This is a genomic window from Pedobacter sp. CAN_A7, from assembly GCF_015752175.1.
In the GTDB taxonomy this organism is placed as follows: Bacteria; Bacteroidota; Bacteroidia; order Sphingobacteriales; family Sphingobacteriaceae; genus Pedobacter.
Map to the genome: position 1 here is coordinate 307522 of NZ_JADOUW010000003.1, position 13018 is coordinate 320539.

Sequence of the window (13018 nt, forward strand, 5' to 3'; positions counted from 1 at the left end):
TTAGGGAAATAAAAGATTTTCTTTCATGTATTTGGCACTTCTCGAAATACAATCAAAAACATCAGGCACATAGTTGTTTCCTTGTTCCACCATCACGTGTTTTACCCCTGCAAGGTTGTAATCGGCTATGTAAGGTTTAAAATCTATACTTCCTGCACCCAGAACGGTATGCAAATCGCGGTTTTTTCGGTCCATATCTTTAAAATGAATCAAGGGGAACCTGCCTGGGAATTTCTTAAAATATTCGTGAACTGGTATTTTTGATGAATGTGAAAACCAATAAATATCTAATTCAATCTTCACAAGATCCTGGTCTGTTTCATTTAAAATGATGTCATAACCCTTTTGACCATCATGTAAGTCAAATTCAAAGCCATGATTATGGTAAGCTAATTGTAAATCTGCTTGTTTGATTTGCTCACCTATCCGATTTAGTTTATTGGCTAACTGTTTATACGTATCCAAATTTCTCAGCTCCGGATTCAACCATGGCCATACAATGTATTCCTGCTTTAACACCAATGCCCCTTGGATGCAATGGTCTACATAACGCTTCAAATCGTCATCCGTTTTCCCGGGCATGATATAAGTGCTTAAATCATAATGACCACTTATACTGCGAATCCCATTGTTATCAAAAATTTGTTGGAGTGCTTTAACCTCAACATTCCAATAACTATTAACAGGAGTCGTATTAAAGGCATAAGTTTCCACTTCCGTGTAACCCATGGCAGCTACTTTCTTCACCGTATTAACTAGATCGGTCTTCATTTCTTTGTTAACAGTAAATAACTGCAAACCCATCTGCAAGCGGCTTTCAGTAAAAAAGTCAGGGCTTATAACTGCCCCCATTCCTAAAACTGCACTTTGTTTAATGAAGTCACGCCGTGATGCCATGTAGATGATTTAAAAGTCAGGTTTAAGTTAATAAAAGTATATGGCATTTGGTTAAGCAAATACGTGTAACGGTAAAACGAATTCGTGAATTTGGCAGAAACGAAATCTTGAAAGTCTTTCCATTACATCGTCTAAGAAAACGACGGTTAAATGATAAATAGAACCAATTTCACAACAAGTAAGGAATTAAGTTAAAGCGAAAAAGTAACTTACGCACTCAATCTGTTACTTAGCCCATGAATCGTTTTACATTTTTTTCGACATTCTTCTTATTATCTCTATTTTCAGAATATAGTTTTTCTCAATTTAACTTAGGTAAATCTGTTGACTCACTTATCCGGGTTACAAGTCCAAGGTTTTTTAATGGAGTTATCCTGATTTCAAAAAATGGCAGCTCTGTTTACGAGAAAAGTCATGGATACAGCGATTTAATAAAAAAAACTACCCTAAATATTGATGATCAGTTCCTTATTGGTTCTCTTAGTAAGCAGTTTACTGCAACTTTACTATTAAAGGAAATTCAGGCGGGGCGTATACAAGCTCAACGTACTATCCGTTATTATTTACCAGATTTTAAACAAAGTTGGGCAGATTCAGTAACTGTACAGCAACTACTAAATCATACATCAGGTATTACCGATTGGGATAAAAATTTGACTTATGAACCTGGGATCAAGTTTTCATATTCGAATATTAATTACGCTATCTTAGGTAAGATCATAGAAAAAACGTCAGGCCAGACTTATGCAGCACTAACAGCAGACCTATTTAAAGGCTGCAATATGAAATCATCTACAGTCCCACCTGGGCCTGGCAGAACGAGTAACAATAAAAAACTGGTAAAGGGTCATTCTGAAACCGAAAATACAACGTATCAGGAGGAAAATATATTAGACCTTTTAGATTTGCCAGTGATGGGTGTACCTGCATCTGGTATGATTTCCAATGCTGGCGATCTTGCTAAATGGATGTATTGTTTACATAACGGAAAGCTTTTAGCAGACAGTACCTACCAAATGATGATTACTAATGCTGTTATACGTCCTCATAGGTGGGGAGAACTAAAATATGCAGATGGTATTCAAGTAGATCACCTGAATGGTATAGCGGAACTTAGTATGAGCGGGTATGTCCCTGGCTTTATTTCAACAATGATTTATTATCCGAAAACCAAAGTCAGTATAGTTATACTTGAAAATATATCACCTTCGCCTTCCGATATGAATCGGGTGTTCTACTTTCATGATCAGATTAGAAAAATTGTTAGAACCTCTTTTTAGTTCGAGCACAAAGTGTCATTAAACACATCCATCAAAGCTTTACTTTGCCCTTGATGATTATCATTAAATCCTGGTTATTTGGTATCGTCTAAGAAATAGACCGAATAGTGATATAAATGTAAATAAGGAAAATTAGACACTATTCTAAGGAATATGCAAGTATTATATCCATGTAAACAACTTTTATATTTACATTTATGTATATACAAAGCATTACTAAAAACAAATAGAGTTAACCCGATTATAGCATCTTCAGAAGATAGCACATTCCTATCGACGAAAATGCATTATTTTTTATTGAATGATCAATAGTACAGTACACCAGAAACTTCCCCTATTTGTTAAATTTTTGATTATCCTTTCCTTAGTTCGTGGAATAAGCGTAATATGTTCTATGCCATTTTACGATGTTGAAGTGAGTATATATGGATTATCAGGAGAGGCTTGGTCCCCCAAAGGCACATTGATTGTTTTCCTCTATTTGTTCAAAATTGCCGTTGCAATTACGTTTTTGACTCGGGATAAAAGAATAATTCAAATTGCATATGTCGATGCAATGTTAAGTCTCATACTATGGGTCGTGTTTTTATTTCACAATATATATTTGAATGGTCAAAATACCATGCCCCCGGTGCGATCAATTAACCTGGAAATATTTTTGTTGATCCCTTATTTAATGGTAATGCAAAAAATCAAACAAAGTAGCATCAGAAGCTAGAGATTAGAATTTCGAGAAAAAACATGTTGACCAGATATATGTTACTGTGCCCTTGAGATATGAGCTTTGCGATTATACACCATGCCCTATTACTACTTCATTTTCATGATGAGCTCCAATTTATTTTCGTGGCAGCCTTCTCCTTATTCCCTCGTTTCCTGATAAATAGATCATAAACTCATTCCATTAATCAAAGCCGTTTTTTCTATTTTTGATAATGAGTTTTTGATAAAAATATTTATTACGAAAATAGACTACACCACGGTGTAAAATTTATTGTTAAATCGCATAATTTCTTCAACGATACTTTGATGTTTTAGTTTGATATTTTCAGAAAACGAGGGAATAGTGATCGATAGTAATCTCCATTTTACTTTTTAATCCTTTTCATAAACAAAGCCAAGGCTGGCCCAAGCTCTTCAAATAAGGGGTTATTACGGTTTTTTAGCATTACTTCGCTAAAAAGCTTTAATCCGATGGCGAACTCTGTCGATTGGTCTATATCGCCAAAGAAGTTCTTTTCTTGTGTCCTTTCAATGATCGAGAATATATCATCGTGATTCTCAAACACTATTTCCAAAGGAGGTGTGTTCATTTCCTCTTCCTTTATGTTTTTCAAATGGACCAGAGTTAATTTGTATTGATGTGCTTTCTTCTCCATGTTATTCATTGATTTCTTTATTTTTTTAATTAGACGATTGTTTTATTTAGGAAATAGTCAGTGAGCATTCGCAGAAATTAGTTTTAGTGTACTAATCAATTATTGCCATCGAATATTGCTTCTATTAGTTGATTCATAATTAAAGCTAACGCGGTGACTCAAATGAACTCTTATCCAACTTTCCTAAATCCTGGCTTAGGAATCTCCAGATGTTCTCTTAAGGTGTCCCCTTCATACTCGGTCTTGTAAATACCCCGGTCCTGCAAGATCGGGACCACCAGTTCTATAAAATCCCTTAATCCGTGCGGGTGGTCCTGCCTGATCATCAGCATATCCATAGCGCCGGATTCATACCATAACTGCACCTGAGCGGCGACCCGCTCTGCCGAACCAAAGAAGAGCGGTGCCGGTATGCTGTTCCTTGGATTAAATGCCAGCAGTTCCTTATATTTATCCACCGCTTCCTCATCCGTACGGCCTACAATAGGGTTTTGGTTAGTGATCACTACAAAGTCTTCCGGGCGACGCCCTTTTTCAATCAATCTTGCCCTGATGCCATTTGCTACCTGCATAGTATCTTCCATCGTTTGCCCGTGTATAAAGGCCCCGTCAGTATAGCTTGACGCGTGATCCATAAAGGTAGCGGAACTACCAGCTGTATAGAGTACCGGCCTGCCCTGCACCGAGCGGCTTAAGTTTAATGGCCCATCTACTGAAAAATACTTTCCACGGTAATTCAGCGTATGCATTTTGTGTGGGTTTAGGTATATCCCCTGTTCTTTATCACGGATGAAAGCATCATCTTCATAAGTATCCCAAAGCCCGATCAGGATTTCCATGAATTCCCTGTTCATCGGGTATTGGTCAGCCTTTGTTAAATGACAACGGCTGAAATTGACCATGCCGCCGGGATTAGAGGTTACTGCGTTCACCGAAGCCCGGCCTTTGCTGATCTTATCGAGCGACAAAACCTGCCTGGCCACGTTGTATGGATCGGTATAGGAAGTTGCAATGGTGGCAGATAAACCAATTTTTTCAGTTTTCATGCTAAGGGCAGACATGATAGTCATGCCTTCGAACATGCTTAAGTAATGCGGGATATTGCCCGGACCAACATGACTGACATCGACTAGGAAAAGCGTATCGAATTTTGCAGCCTCGGCAAGCTGCGCCTGCTGGATATAGAAGTCTAAATTCTCACTGGCATCCGAGGGCATGTCGGGATGCTGCCAGCCCACAAAGTTCCAGCCGATGCCATCGATATTAGCAGCAAGCTTTAATTTTTTTCTATTACTCATTTATAAATTGTTTGATTAGCAGGAGCAGCTTCTGCATTGATATTATTCATAACTTCCGAAAAAAGCCTGACCGACTTTATTCTGTCTTCCAGACTATGTGTAGGGGTGACTACAATAAGTTCATCTACTTTAGTCTGATTCAAAAATGCCTGAACTTGTTCTTTAACGGTTTGCATGCTGCCTACAAAGGAGTATTTCAGCATTTGATGTACTGCCGGGTGTTGCAGCATACTCCTCAGTTCGTCCGTCATGGCTGTTGGAGGATGCAGAGCGGTTGTAGTTCCGGTCAGTACGCCAACGAACATTCTGATCAGCGTGGTAAATAAACGCTCAGCTTGTTCATCTGTATCTGCAACAAATACATTGATCCCGGCTATGATATAAGGACTTTGCAAAACTGCAGACGGCTGAAACTGTTCACGGTAGATATCTAGGGCATTAAGTAAATGCGTAGAAGCAAAGTGACTGGCAAAAGCATAGGGCATGCCTTTTTGTGCTGCTAAGTGTGCACTGTCAGTGCTTGATCCTAATATATAAAGTGGTACATCAGTACCTTCGGCAATAGCTGCCCTTACTTTTGAACCGCTGTTTTCAAGAGAAAAGTATTTTTGAATTTTCTCAATTTCCTTAAGGAAGGCATGGGCAGCCTGCATGAAATCTGACCGGATAGCCTGGGCAGTTGCAGTGTCTGTACCGGGTGCCCTGCCCAGACCCAGGTCGATGCGGCCGGGATACAAATGAGCCAGTGTACCAAACTGCTCCGCAATCACTAAGGGAGAATGGTTAGGAAGCATGATGCCCCCTGAACCTACTCTGATGGTTTTGGTGTTTTCAGCCACATAGCCGATCAGGAGTGATGGCGCATTACTAGCGACATGCTCCGAATTGTGATGTTCGGCAAACCAGATCCTTTTATAACTCAACGCCTCTGCTTCTTTGGCCAAAGCCAGGGAATCGTTCAGCGTTTGTTTGATAGTACTGCCCTCTGGGACAAGTGCCAATTCTAAAATAGAGTATACAATACCTTGTGTTTTCATATAATGCAAATTAAGACAAGCTGCTTTCCTATGTTTAGTTTGGCAACCAGAAATCTATTTTAATAAAGCAATAATCAAAGAATTGCGTGCAAAAACAAACTACCCTTTTTGACTAGCCGAGATTACCAGCACTTCTTTATTTTCAGCCAAGAACTCCCGGACTGTTTTTGCAGGTCTTCCCAGGATATACGGGATATCGTTTTGGACCATCGACATGTATGACATTCTTCCATCAAGCATTTGCTTAACAAATTCAATGTTTGCGCTTGCATACCAACTATCAGCACCGTTAGCTATCCATGCTTCAATCAATTGTTTAAATTCATCGAGTCCTTTTTCTTTGCATTTGATATCAAGTCCGGTTACCTCACTCATAAGCTGAGCGATCTCTTTTCCATTATGGCTTTCTACACTTAACCAGTAATGTTTACCGGCATGTCGATCTGGCCCATCTACCAAAACCTGCGCCGCCACAGCAGCAATGTCACTGGAAGCAATATAACCTACCCTGCGATCTTCCCAATAAGTGGTGAAGGAAAGGTCCTTTGGTAAGTAAGCACCTGTAAGGGCTTCCATAAACATATTGGGATGAAGGTGCGTCCAGGCAATACCACTAGCCTCTATGTATTTTTCGATCATCTGGTGCCATGCAAAGTGAGCATCGGTCGTATCCCACTCCGCAAATACACCTACATGTACAATGTGACTAACACCTGCTTTTTTTGCAGCATCCACCAATGTTTTACTTTGGGTAAGCATCCCAACTGTGTACCCTGTTAGCAGAAATACGCGATCGACACCGGCAAGAGCAAGCGCAAAGGTTGTTGGATCATCAAGGTCAAGAAACCTGCAGTCTTTCCCGTCGCTACAAAGTTGCTCAACTTCATTCTGCTTACGGGAAGTAATTCTGATGTTAACAGGTTTACCTTCGAGGTCTTTGACCAGCTGACTACCGATTGTACCGCTGGCACCTAAAATAAGTACTGTTGGATTTTGCTTATTCTCCATTTGGATTATTTTTATTTTTCTATTTGTAATTAGTTCACCGCAAACCGGGCGGCTCGGGATTTAATCATTTGTGGTAACAAGACTCACTGTTATATTATTTCTGGTAGCATTGGAATAAGGACATACTTGATGTGCGCGTTCAGTAAGTCGCTGAGCTTCTTCAGTAGTTACATCTGAAATGTTCACTGTAAGTTCTACTGCCAATCCGAAAGCACCACCTTCGAGAGGACCGATCGATACTTTTGCAGTAACGGAGGTTTCACCCGTTTTAACCTTTTCTAAGCGAATAGAATGGTTCAGCGCACTATCAAAACAAGCAGCGTAACCGGCTGCAAATAATTGTTCTGGATTGGTATAATCATCATTTGCACCACCCATTGCTTTGGGTGCTCTCACCTGTAGATCTAAAACGCCATTGTCGCTTTTAATTTGGCCGTTTCTACCTCCTGTAGCAGTCGCTTCTGCTGTATACAAAACTTTCATTGTTATTTGCTTTTGAGATTATTCAATTACACTTTTCCTATTTCATGTAAACGGTTACCCGCTAAAATATCTTCATACGAAGGCCAGGCGTCCAGCTGTCTCAGATTGTCCATGATAAAATCCCGGATCGCAGGGGCTTTTCCTTTTTCAGCGTTAGCAAGTGCCTGATTTAATTCGGCTTCATTCAATTCCGTACAATAGGCCGGTGTACCGGGCTGCTGTCTCCAGGACTCGGCTAGGCTTCCTGCATCAACGGTATCAAAACCTGTAAGATCAACCAGCTGGGCAACTACTTTTTTGTGTTCGGGGTTATCTCCAGCTATAGAAATTGCAACTCTAGCTTCTGCGCCAGCTGCTTTCCCTTTGTATTTCAAGGTGCCCTCAAGCATATTATTAAATACTTTTACTAGCGGGCGATTTAGTATTCCGGAAATATATTCACTTTCCGTTATTTGCGCTAATTCGGCAATCTCACCATCCCTGAATGGATAATAGTTTGATGTGTCCATAACCACTACATCCTGTGGCACCTCTTTCAATAAGTCTTTCGACAGATCTTTGTAAGCATTGAAAGGCATAGAGAAAATGATGGCATCTACGTCTTTAACCACATCCTGTATGGTTGCTGCAGTTGCGCCAAGACTGGCGGCTATTTTTTCCAGCTCAGGCATTGCCCTGGTGTTTGTTACTTTTACCTGGTATCCTTCCTGAGAAAATTTCTCTGCCAATATACTGCCTATGGCACCTGTTCCAATGATTCCTATTTTCATATTTTTCTTATTTTTATGTTATTGTATTATTGGTGAAAAGTGACATTGCTTGTAATTGGATCTCGCCCTAATTTGAATGAATTACCCAGTGCATTTGGGTCGGCATAACCAAAGGAAATTCCAAACAACATTTTAAGTTCACTTGGCACGTTCAATATTTCCCTTATGGTACCGGCAAAAAAGCCCAGCGATGTCTGCGGGATACCAGCAAGGCCATGCGCTGTCAGAGATAACAGAAACGTTTGCCCATACATTCCGATATCTCCACCTACACGGACATTGTCGCCAAAAGACGGCATAAATGGTATGGCAATATGTGGGGCATTAAAGAATTTATAATTAAGATCTGAAACTTCTTTTCGGCCTTCTTTATCCTCACGTTTAACATCAAATCCTTCATACATTGTCTTACCCAGGTTGAAATAGCGTTCCTGATAACAACCATGGTACTCATTCATATCAAAGCTTAAATCAGGAGATAACCGCTCTGCTTCGTTTTCTTTTAAAAGCGCCTCTGACAGTTCTTTAAGTTTGTCTCCTGAAACGATATGTGTCTCCCAGGGTTGGGTGTTGCAATTTGAGGGCGACAATTTTGCATCCTCTAAAACAGAGGCAATCATTTCATCTGGCACTGATGTTTCTAAGAAGCCCCGACAGGACTGTCTAATGCGTAGTACTTCCTTAAAGGCCTGGGTATTTGGCTGTATTCTTTCTGATGTTGCTATTTCCATAATTACAGATTGATAAATCGGATATGCAAACTTCGAAAAAATATGCTTTACTTTGTATAGTCCTTTCCTAAAGGAAAGCGAATTATTATTTTCAAAAGACTATTATGGCAGTTAAAAGAGGTTATAGCGATTGTATCAGTACCATTAGTCCGGTACGGGATTTTTTGGATGTACTGAGCGGTAAGTGGAAGATTCCGATAATCGTCTCTATCGGTGTAGGCAATGATAGATTTGTTGATATCCAGGAAAGTATACCAGGCATTACTCCGAAAGTTTTGGCTAAAGAGCTAAAAGATCTGGAACTGCACAAACTTATTAAAAGAACTGTGGTAGGGGATTATCCTGTTAGGATTTTATACACCCACGAGCCTTATGCCAATACGTTAACACCGATCATTTATGCAATGAAAGACTGGGGAATTAGCCATCGTAAAAAAGTTTTTAGTGATAATGAACTAGAATCAGATAAATCAACTAATAAAGAATTCTCTATAAACAAATTAAATGTAAAATAATGAAGCTGTACCTGATACGGTATTAAATCATTCATTCCCGTTATCCCCTCTATTATTAAAAAAGGGTCATTTCTTGGAATGTTAAGAACAGGCTTTCATGATTTCGTTTCTGCCAAATTCACGAATTCTTTTTAACCGTTACATATGCCAATCCCTCAAACACATTAACCATGACCACTTATTTAAACCATGGTTAATACATAAAAAGCGCAATTAATTAGCTTCTACATAATTTCTAAAATTATCAAGTATGGCCTGCCACCCACTTCTTTGCAGCTCTTCATTATTCTCTTTTTCTGCATCAAAAGTTACGGTGACTTCAGTTTCATCACCCAAATTTTTAAAACTCACATGGGCTTGTCTGCCGTCCAACATCGTATAAGTGAATTCTTCACCTTCCTGGATGTCATCATAAACGGCTTCAAAATCAAAACCAACACTGCCATCTTTCGCTTCCATTCTAGCGTTATACTTCCCTCCTACACGCATGTCGTTTTCCACTGCAGGACATTGCCAATCGTCTGAAGCAAAATTCCATTGGGTAATGTGTTCTGGCATGGTGTAATAGGTCCAAACCTTTGATTTATCTGCTGAAACAGTGGTTTGTACAGTGATTTTTGTGGTATCCATAATTTCTTAATTAGTTATTGATAAGCTTGGTACACTAAGTTCGATTAAAAAAACCTTATTTTACTCCTCTCCTAGATCTTTATGTTTTTGCCCCCAGTTTTCGAGTTCATTAATTACTGGTCTCAATTCGTAACCAATTGGAGTCAGTTCGTATTCCACTCGCGGCGGAACCTCTGCATAGATCGTTCGCTTAACTAGTTTATCAGCTTCTAATTTACGTAACTGAAGCGATAGCATGCGTTCGGTGATGTTTGGCAAATTTTTTTTTAACTCTCCAAATCTGAGTTTTCCATTCATTAACCATGAACAGATCACTAAAGCCCACTGCCCACCAATAATATTGGCCGAATACACCTCTAAACACTCCTCAGCTAATGCTTTTTTGTTAGCAAAATTGGTTGAACTTTCTTTTATTGTCGACATCACTTACATTTTTTATAGTACCTCACACTGGGTTACCAATGTACAAAATTATGTTTAAGCATCTATTTTTGCGTCTCATGATCGTTAAAAATATAAAAATGAAAACCTTAGTTATTGTAACACATCCCGACATTAATAGTTCTATTGTTAACAAGCGCTGGATTGAAGAATTAAATAAATTCCCCAATAAATACGATGTCCACCAGTTACATGAGGTATATCCTGATGAAAAAATTAATGTAGAAGCAGAGCAGAAATTGATTGAACAATATGACAAGATCGTATTCCAGTTTCCCTATTATTGGTTTAATAGTCCTGCGTTTTTCAAAAAATGGCTCGATGAAGTGTTAACACACGGATGGGCTTATGGTAGTAAAAGCGGCTTTAAGATGGCGGGCAAAAAAATTGCATTGGCCATTTCATTAGGTGTAGATGAACAAGATTTACGTCCATCAGAAAAGTATAAATATACACTAGAGGAATTGATTCGGCCATTTGAACTTTCTTTTGAATATATTAAAGCTGATTACCAGCCGCCATTTGCTTACTATGGAATGGAGTATAATGCGTCGGAAGAATGGGTAGAAAGAAGTGTTCATTTGTATCTGGATTTTTTGGATTCTTTGTAAAACAAAGAGATTTTGGTCAATAGTGTAGAAAGTATTATTTCACAACCCAAATATCAGTTAACTCCCAAAGAAACAATATTTCTGAAGCCTCATTATTTTTCGTTAATTGTAGCGTTTTTAGCGAATTACCAGTTTAAAATTGAAATATTGTTTAACCATAATAAACCCTTTATGAAACATTACATTTTACTATTCCTCGCTGTAGCCCTTCTCTCCTGTGCCAAGGAAGATTTACATGGCCCCCTAAAACTTAAGAATGGTCAAGTAGTAGAGCTCTTTGTAAACCATCAATATGGTTCAACTGAAGACAGAATATTAAAATTACCTAATAAGGAAGATGCAGGCGCCGCCCTATACTACTTTGAGGACCGCCAGCCAGGTTATACTTACCGGGTAAAAGCCAAATTTGTATTTACGGAAACTCCACTTGAAGATAGTCCTTCGTATTGGTATGAATATTTAGCCACAGTCGCTAAAGAAAAGCACACGGGAAATGACCCTTTCGAAATTGAGATCATCCAAGCCTACATCCCCGGCGGCCCAACCATACAAATGAATAAAAAAGGAAATGACTATTTTATCCGATCTGATAAAATACAACTCACCTATGCTAATGACGCGGTGAGGAGTCAACTGGAAGAAATATGGCAAAATGCTTTAGAAATGCGCAATAATTACTTGTCAAACCAGTTTCCTAAATGGAAATCGGTAAAAGCTACCGTTAATCACGACCCGCAAAAATTCGGATCAGCGTATTTGGTTCAAAAAATACAATTTACTCCATAGGTGAATCAGGAGTTGATTGTGCTACTTTGTTGTTGCACAATCAATTTCTTAATTAAAACAATTTGTCCTAAATGATAATAGCTATGTTCAATAACGCCTTCGATATTACGTAAATAGGTTCCGTGCTTTTCTTCTACAAAAACCTGGTCTAACCTGCTGTCTGAAAATTGTTCAACTTGGTTACAAAATGTCTCTGCATTGCTCAGAAAGTTATTAACTAAATTATTCCAATCTGCTTCAGTCGGCAAGTTTCCAAGGTCAAAGCTATATTGATCACTAATTTCAAGTCTCCCACCCTTAAATACATTTAATAACCCTTCCAGATAATAATTAATGTGATAGGTTAAAGTCCCAATGGTATTTAAGTTTCCCACTTTCTGAATGGCCTGCTTAAAATTAATATGGAGAAGCTGTTCTTTATAATTCGTGTTGGCAATCCATTGTCCGTTAAGCAATACTTCACGTAATCGGTTAGCAATCAATTCACCTCTTGTCATTGTAAGTCTGTTTAAATGCACGATTATATCGAAAATTTAAATCGATGTGACTACCATGTTAAACGAGTGTGAACTTATGTACTATCTAAGTTTCGCGTTTTTCACATGAGCTAAATGATGCTCACCATGCCAGGCATAAATTCCAATATTAGTTTTTAAAGAAATTAATTCATTTGTCTCCGGATGTTTGAATTGCCTTTCCAGCTCTTCGTCTGATAAATTACTAAGTAAGTGCACCCATCTTTCATGCAGCCCCTTCAACAGCTGCAATGAACTCTCAACAGGGAAATTTTTCGAATCAGGCAATTCCGCCCAGCGATCTTCGTAATAAGGTTTTATAGTGGGTACATCTTCGGTTAATGCCAGTTTAAACCTAATAAAACTGTTCATATGGCTGTCTGCACAATGATTAACTACTTGTTTGATCGTCCACCCATGTGGCCTGTATTGTTTCTCCAAATCCTTTTCAGAGAGTCCCTTCACTTCATGACTCAACTTCTGCGGAAATTCTCCTATACTTCTAATCCATGCTTCTATTTGAAGTTTATCTAGATGTTCAGGTTGTTGAAAAGTAGAAATGGGGTATTTTAAGCTATCGATGTCTAGTTCCATGGTTGAGTTAGCATATAAGTTCTCGCTAATTTAAATAATTCTT

The 13018-nt window shown here is 38.7% G+C and carries 16 protein-coding genes; 4 read left to right on the plus strand and 12 right to left on the minus strand.

Going from position 1 to position 13018, the window contains the following annotated elements:
* Nucleotides 1–897: a sugar phosphate isomerase/epimerase family protein gene (locus IWX76_RS12810; RefSeq protein ID WP_196860321.1), complete on the minus strand. Its 897-nt coding sequence runs from the start codon at nucleotides 895–897 to the stop codon at nucleotides 1–3.
* A 236-nt stretch (nucleotides 898–1133) separates the two neighbouring features.
* On the opposite strand from IWX76_RS12810, the gene IWX76_RS12815 reads away from it, so the two are divergent.
* Nucleotides 1134–2177 carry a serine hydrolase domain-containing protein gene (locus tag IWX76_RS12815; protein WP_196860322.1) on the plus strand — a complete coding sequence of 348 codons (1044 nt, stop codon included), beginning with the start codon at nucleotides 1134–1136 and terminating at the stop codon, nucleotides 2175–2177.
* A gap of 1088 nt (nucleotides 2178–3265) precedes the next feature.
* Here the strand turns inward: IWX76_RS12815 and IWX76_RS12820 are convergent.
* The 7 genes from IWX76_RS12820 to IWX76_RS12850 all read right to left on the minus strand — a co-directional run bounded on the left by IWX76_RS12820 (nucleotide 3266) and on the right by IWX76_RS12850 (nucleotide 8883).
* The gene (locus IWX76_RS12820; protein WP_196860323.1) at nucleotides 3266–3556 is read right to left on the minus strand and encodes a DUF3861 domain-containing protein; all 291 of its coding nucleotides are present in this window, start codon (nucleotides 3554–3556) and stop codon (nucleotides 3266–3268) included.
* Between the two features lie 170 nt (nucleotides 3557–3726).
* Entirely contained in the window at nucleotides 3727–4854 is a 1128-nt protein-coding gene (locus IWX76_RS12825; RefSeq protein WP_196860324.1) for an NtaA/DmoA family FMN-dependent monooxygenase, read from the minus strand.
* A complete protein-coding gene (locus tag IWX76_RS12830; protein ID WP_196860325.1) occupies nucleotides 4851–5891 on the minus strand; it encodes an LLM class flavin-dependent oxidoreductase in 1041 nt (346 codons plus the stop codon). Before IWX76_RS12830 ends, IWX76_RS12825 begins: the two co-directional genes overlap by 4 nt.
* Nucleotides 5892–5990: 99 nt before the next feature.
* The gene (locus tag IWX76_RS12835; protein WP_196860326.1) at nucleotides 5991–6899 is read right to left on the minus strand and encodes an NmrA family NAD(P)-binding protein; all 909 of its coding nucleotides are present in this window, start codon (nucleotides 6897–6899) and stop codon (nucleotides 5991–5993) included.
* Nucleotides 6900–6959: 60 nt separating this feature from the next.
* Complete coding sequence (locus IWX76_RS12840; RefSeq protein WP_196860327.1) at nucleotides 6960–7382, minus strand: organic hydroperoxide resistance protein; 423 nt, start codon at nucleotides 7380–7382, stop codon at nucleotides 6960–6962.
* 26 nt (nucleotides 7383–7408) lie between these two features.
* Nucleotides 7409–8152, minus strand: a complete 744-nt coding sequence (locus IWX76_RS12845; protein WP_196860328.1) for an NADPH-dependent F420 reductase — start codon at nucleotides 8150–8152, stop codon at nucleotides 7409–7411.
* 26 nt (nucleotides 8153–8178) lie between these two features.
* Entirely contained in the window at nucleotides 8179–8883 is a 705-nt protein-coding gene (locus IWX76_RS12850) for a nitroreductase (RefSeq protein ID WP_196860329.1), read from the minus strand.
* 104 nt (nucleotides 8884–8987) lie between these two features.
* Between IWX76_RS12850 and IWX76_RS12855 the strand changes: the two genes are divergently transcribed.
* Nucleotides 8988–9398 carry a winged helix-turn-helix transcriptional regulator gene (locus IWX76_RS12855; protein ID WP_196860330.1) on the plus strand — a complete coding sequence of 137 codons (411 nt, stop codon included), beginning with the start codon at nucleotides 8988–8990 and terminating at the stop codon, nucleotides 9396–9398.
* Between the two features lie 213 nt (nucleotides 9399–9611).
* Here IWX76_RS12855 and IWX76_RS12860 read toward each other — a convergent pair whose 3' ends face one another.
* On the minus strand, nucleotides 9612–10028 hold the full coding sequence (locus IWX76_RS12860) for an SRPBCC family protein (RefSeq protein WP_196860331.1): 417 nt from the start codon (nucleotides 10026–10028) through the stop codon (nucleotides 9612–9614).
* Between the two features lie 60 nt (nucleotides 10029–10088).
* Entirely contained in the window at nucleotides 10089–10451 is a 363-nt protein-coding gene (locus IWX76_RS12865) for a winged helix-turn-helix transcriptional regulator (protein ID WP_196860332.1), read from the minus strand.
* A gap of 98 nt (nucleotides 10452–10549) precedes the next feature.
* On the opposite strand from IWX76_RS12865, the gene IWX76_RS12870 reads away from it, so the two are divergent.
* Both IWX76_RS12870 and IWX76_RS12875 read left to right on the plus strand, forming a co-directional pair.
* Nucleotides 10550–11080: an NAD(P)H-dependent oxidoreductase gene (locus IWX76_RS12870; protein ID WP_196860333.1), complete on the plus strand. Its 531-nt coding sequence runs from the start codon at nucleotides 10550–10552 to the stop codon at nucleotides 11078–11080.
* 171 nt (nucleotides 11081–11251) lie between these two features.
* Nucleotides 11252–11866 (plus strand): hypothetical protein, encoded by a 615-nt coding sequence (locus IWX76_RS12875; RefSeq protein ID WP_196860334.1) that lies wholly within the window; start codon nucleotides 11252–11254, stop codon nucleotides 11864–11866.
* A 5-nt stretch (nucleotides 11867–11871) separates the two neighbouring features.
* Here the strand turns inward: IWX76_RS12875 and IWX76_RS12880 are convergent, their stop codons facing one another.
* Nucleotides 11872–12363 carry a DinB family protein gene (locus IWX76_RS12880; RefSeq protein ID WP_196860335.1) on the minus strand — a complete coding sequence of 164 codons (492 nt, stop codon included), beginning with the start codon at nucleotides 12361–12363 and terminating at the stop codon, nucleotides 11872–11874.
* Nucleotides 12364–12444: 81 nt separating this feature from the next.
* Nucleotides 12445–12975: a YfiT family bacillithiol transferase gene (locus tag IWX76_RS12885; protein ID WP_196860336.1), complete on the minus strand. Its 531-nt coding sequence runs from the start codon at nucleotides 12973–12975 to the stop codon at nucleotides 12445–12447.
* Between the last annotated feature and the right edge of the window lie 43 nt (nucleotides 12976–13018).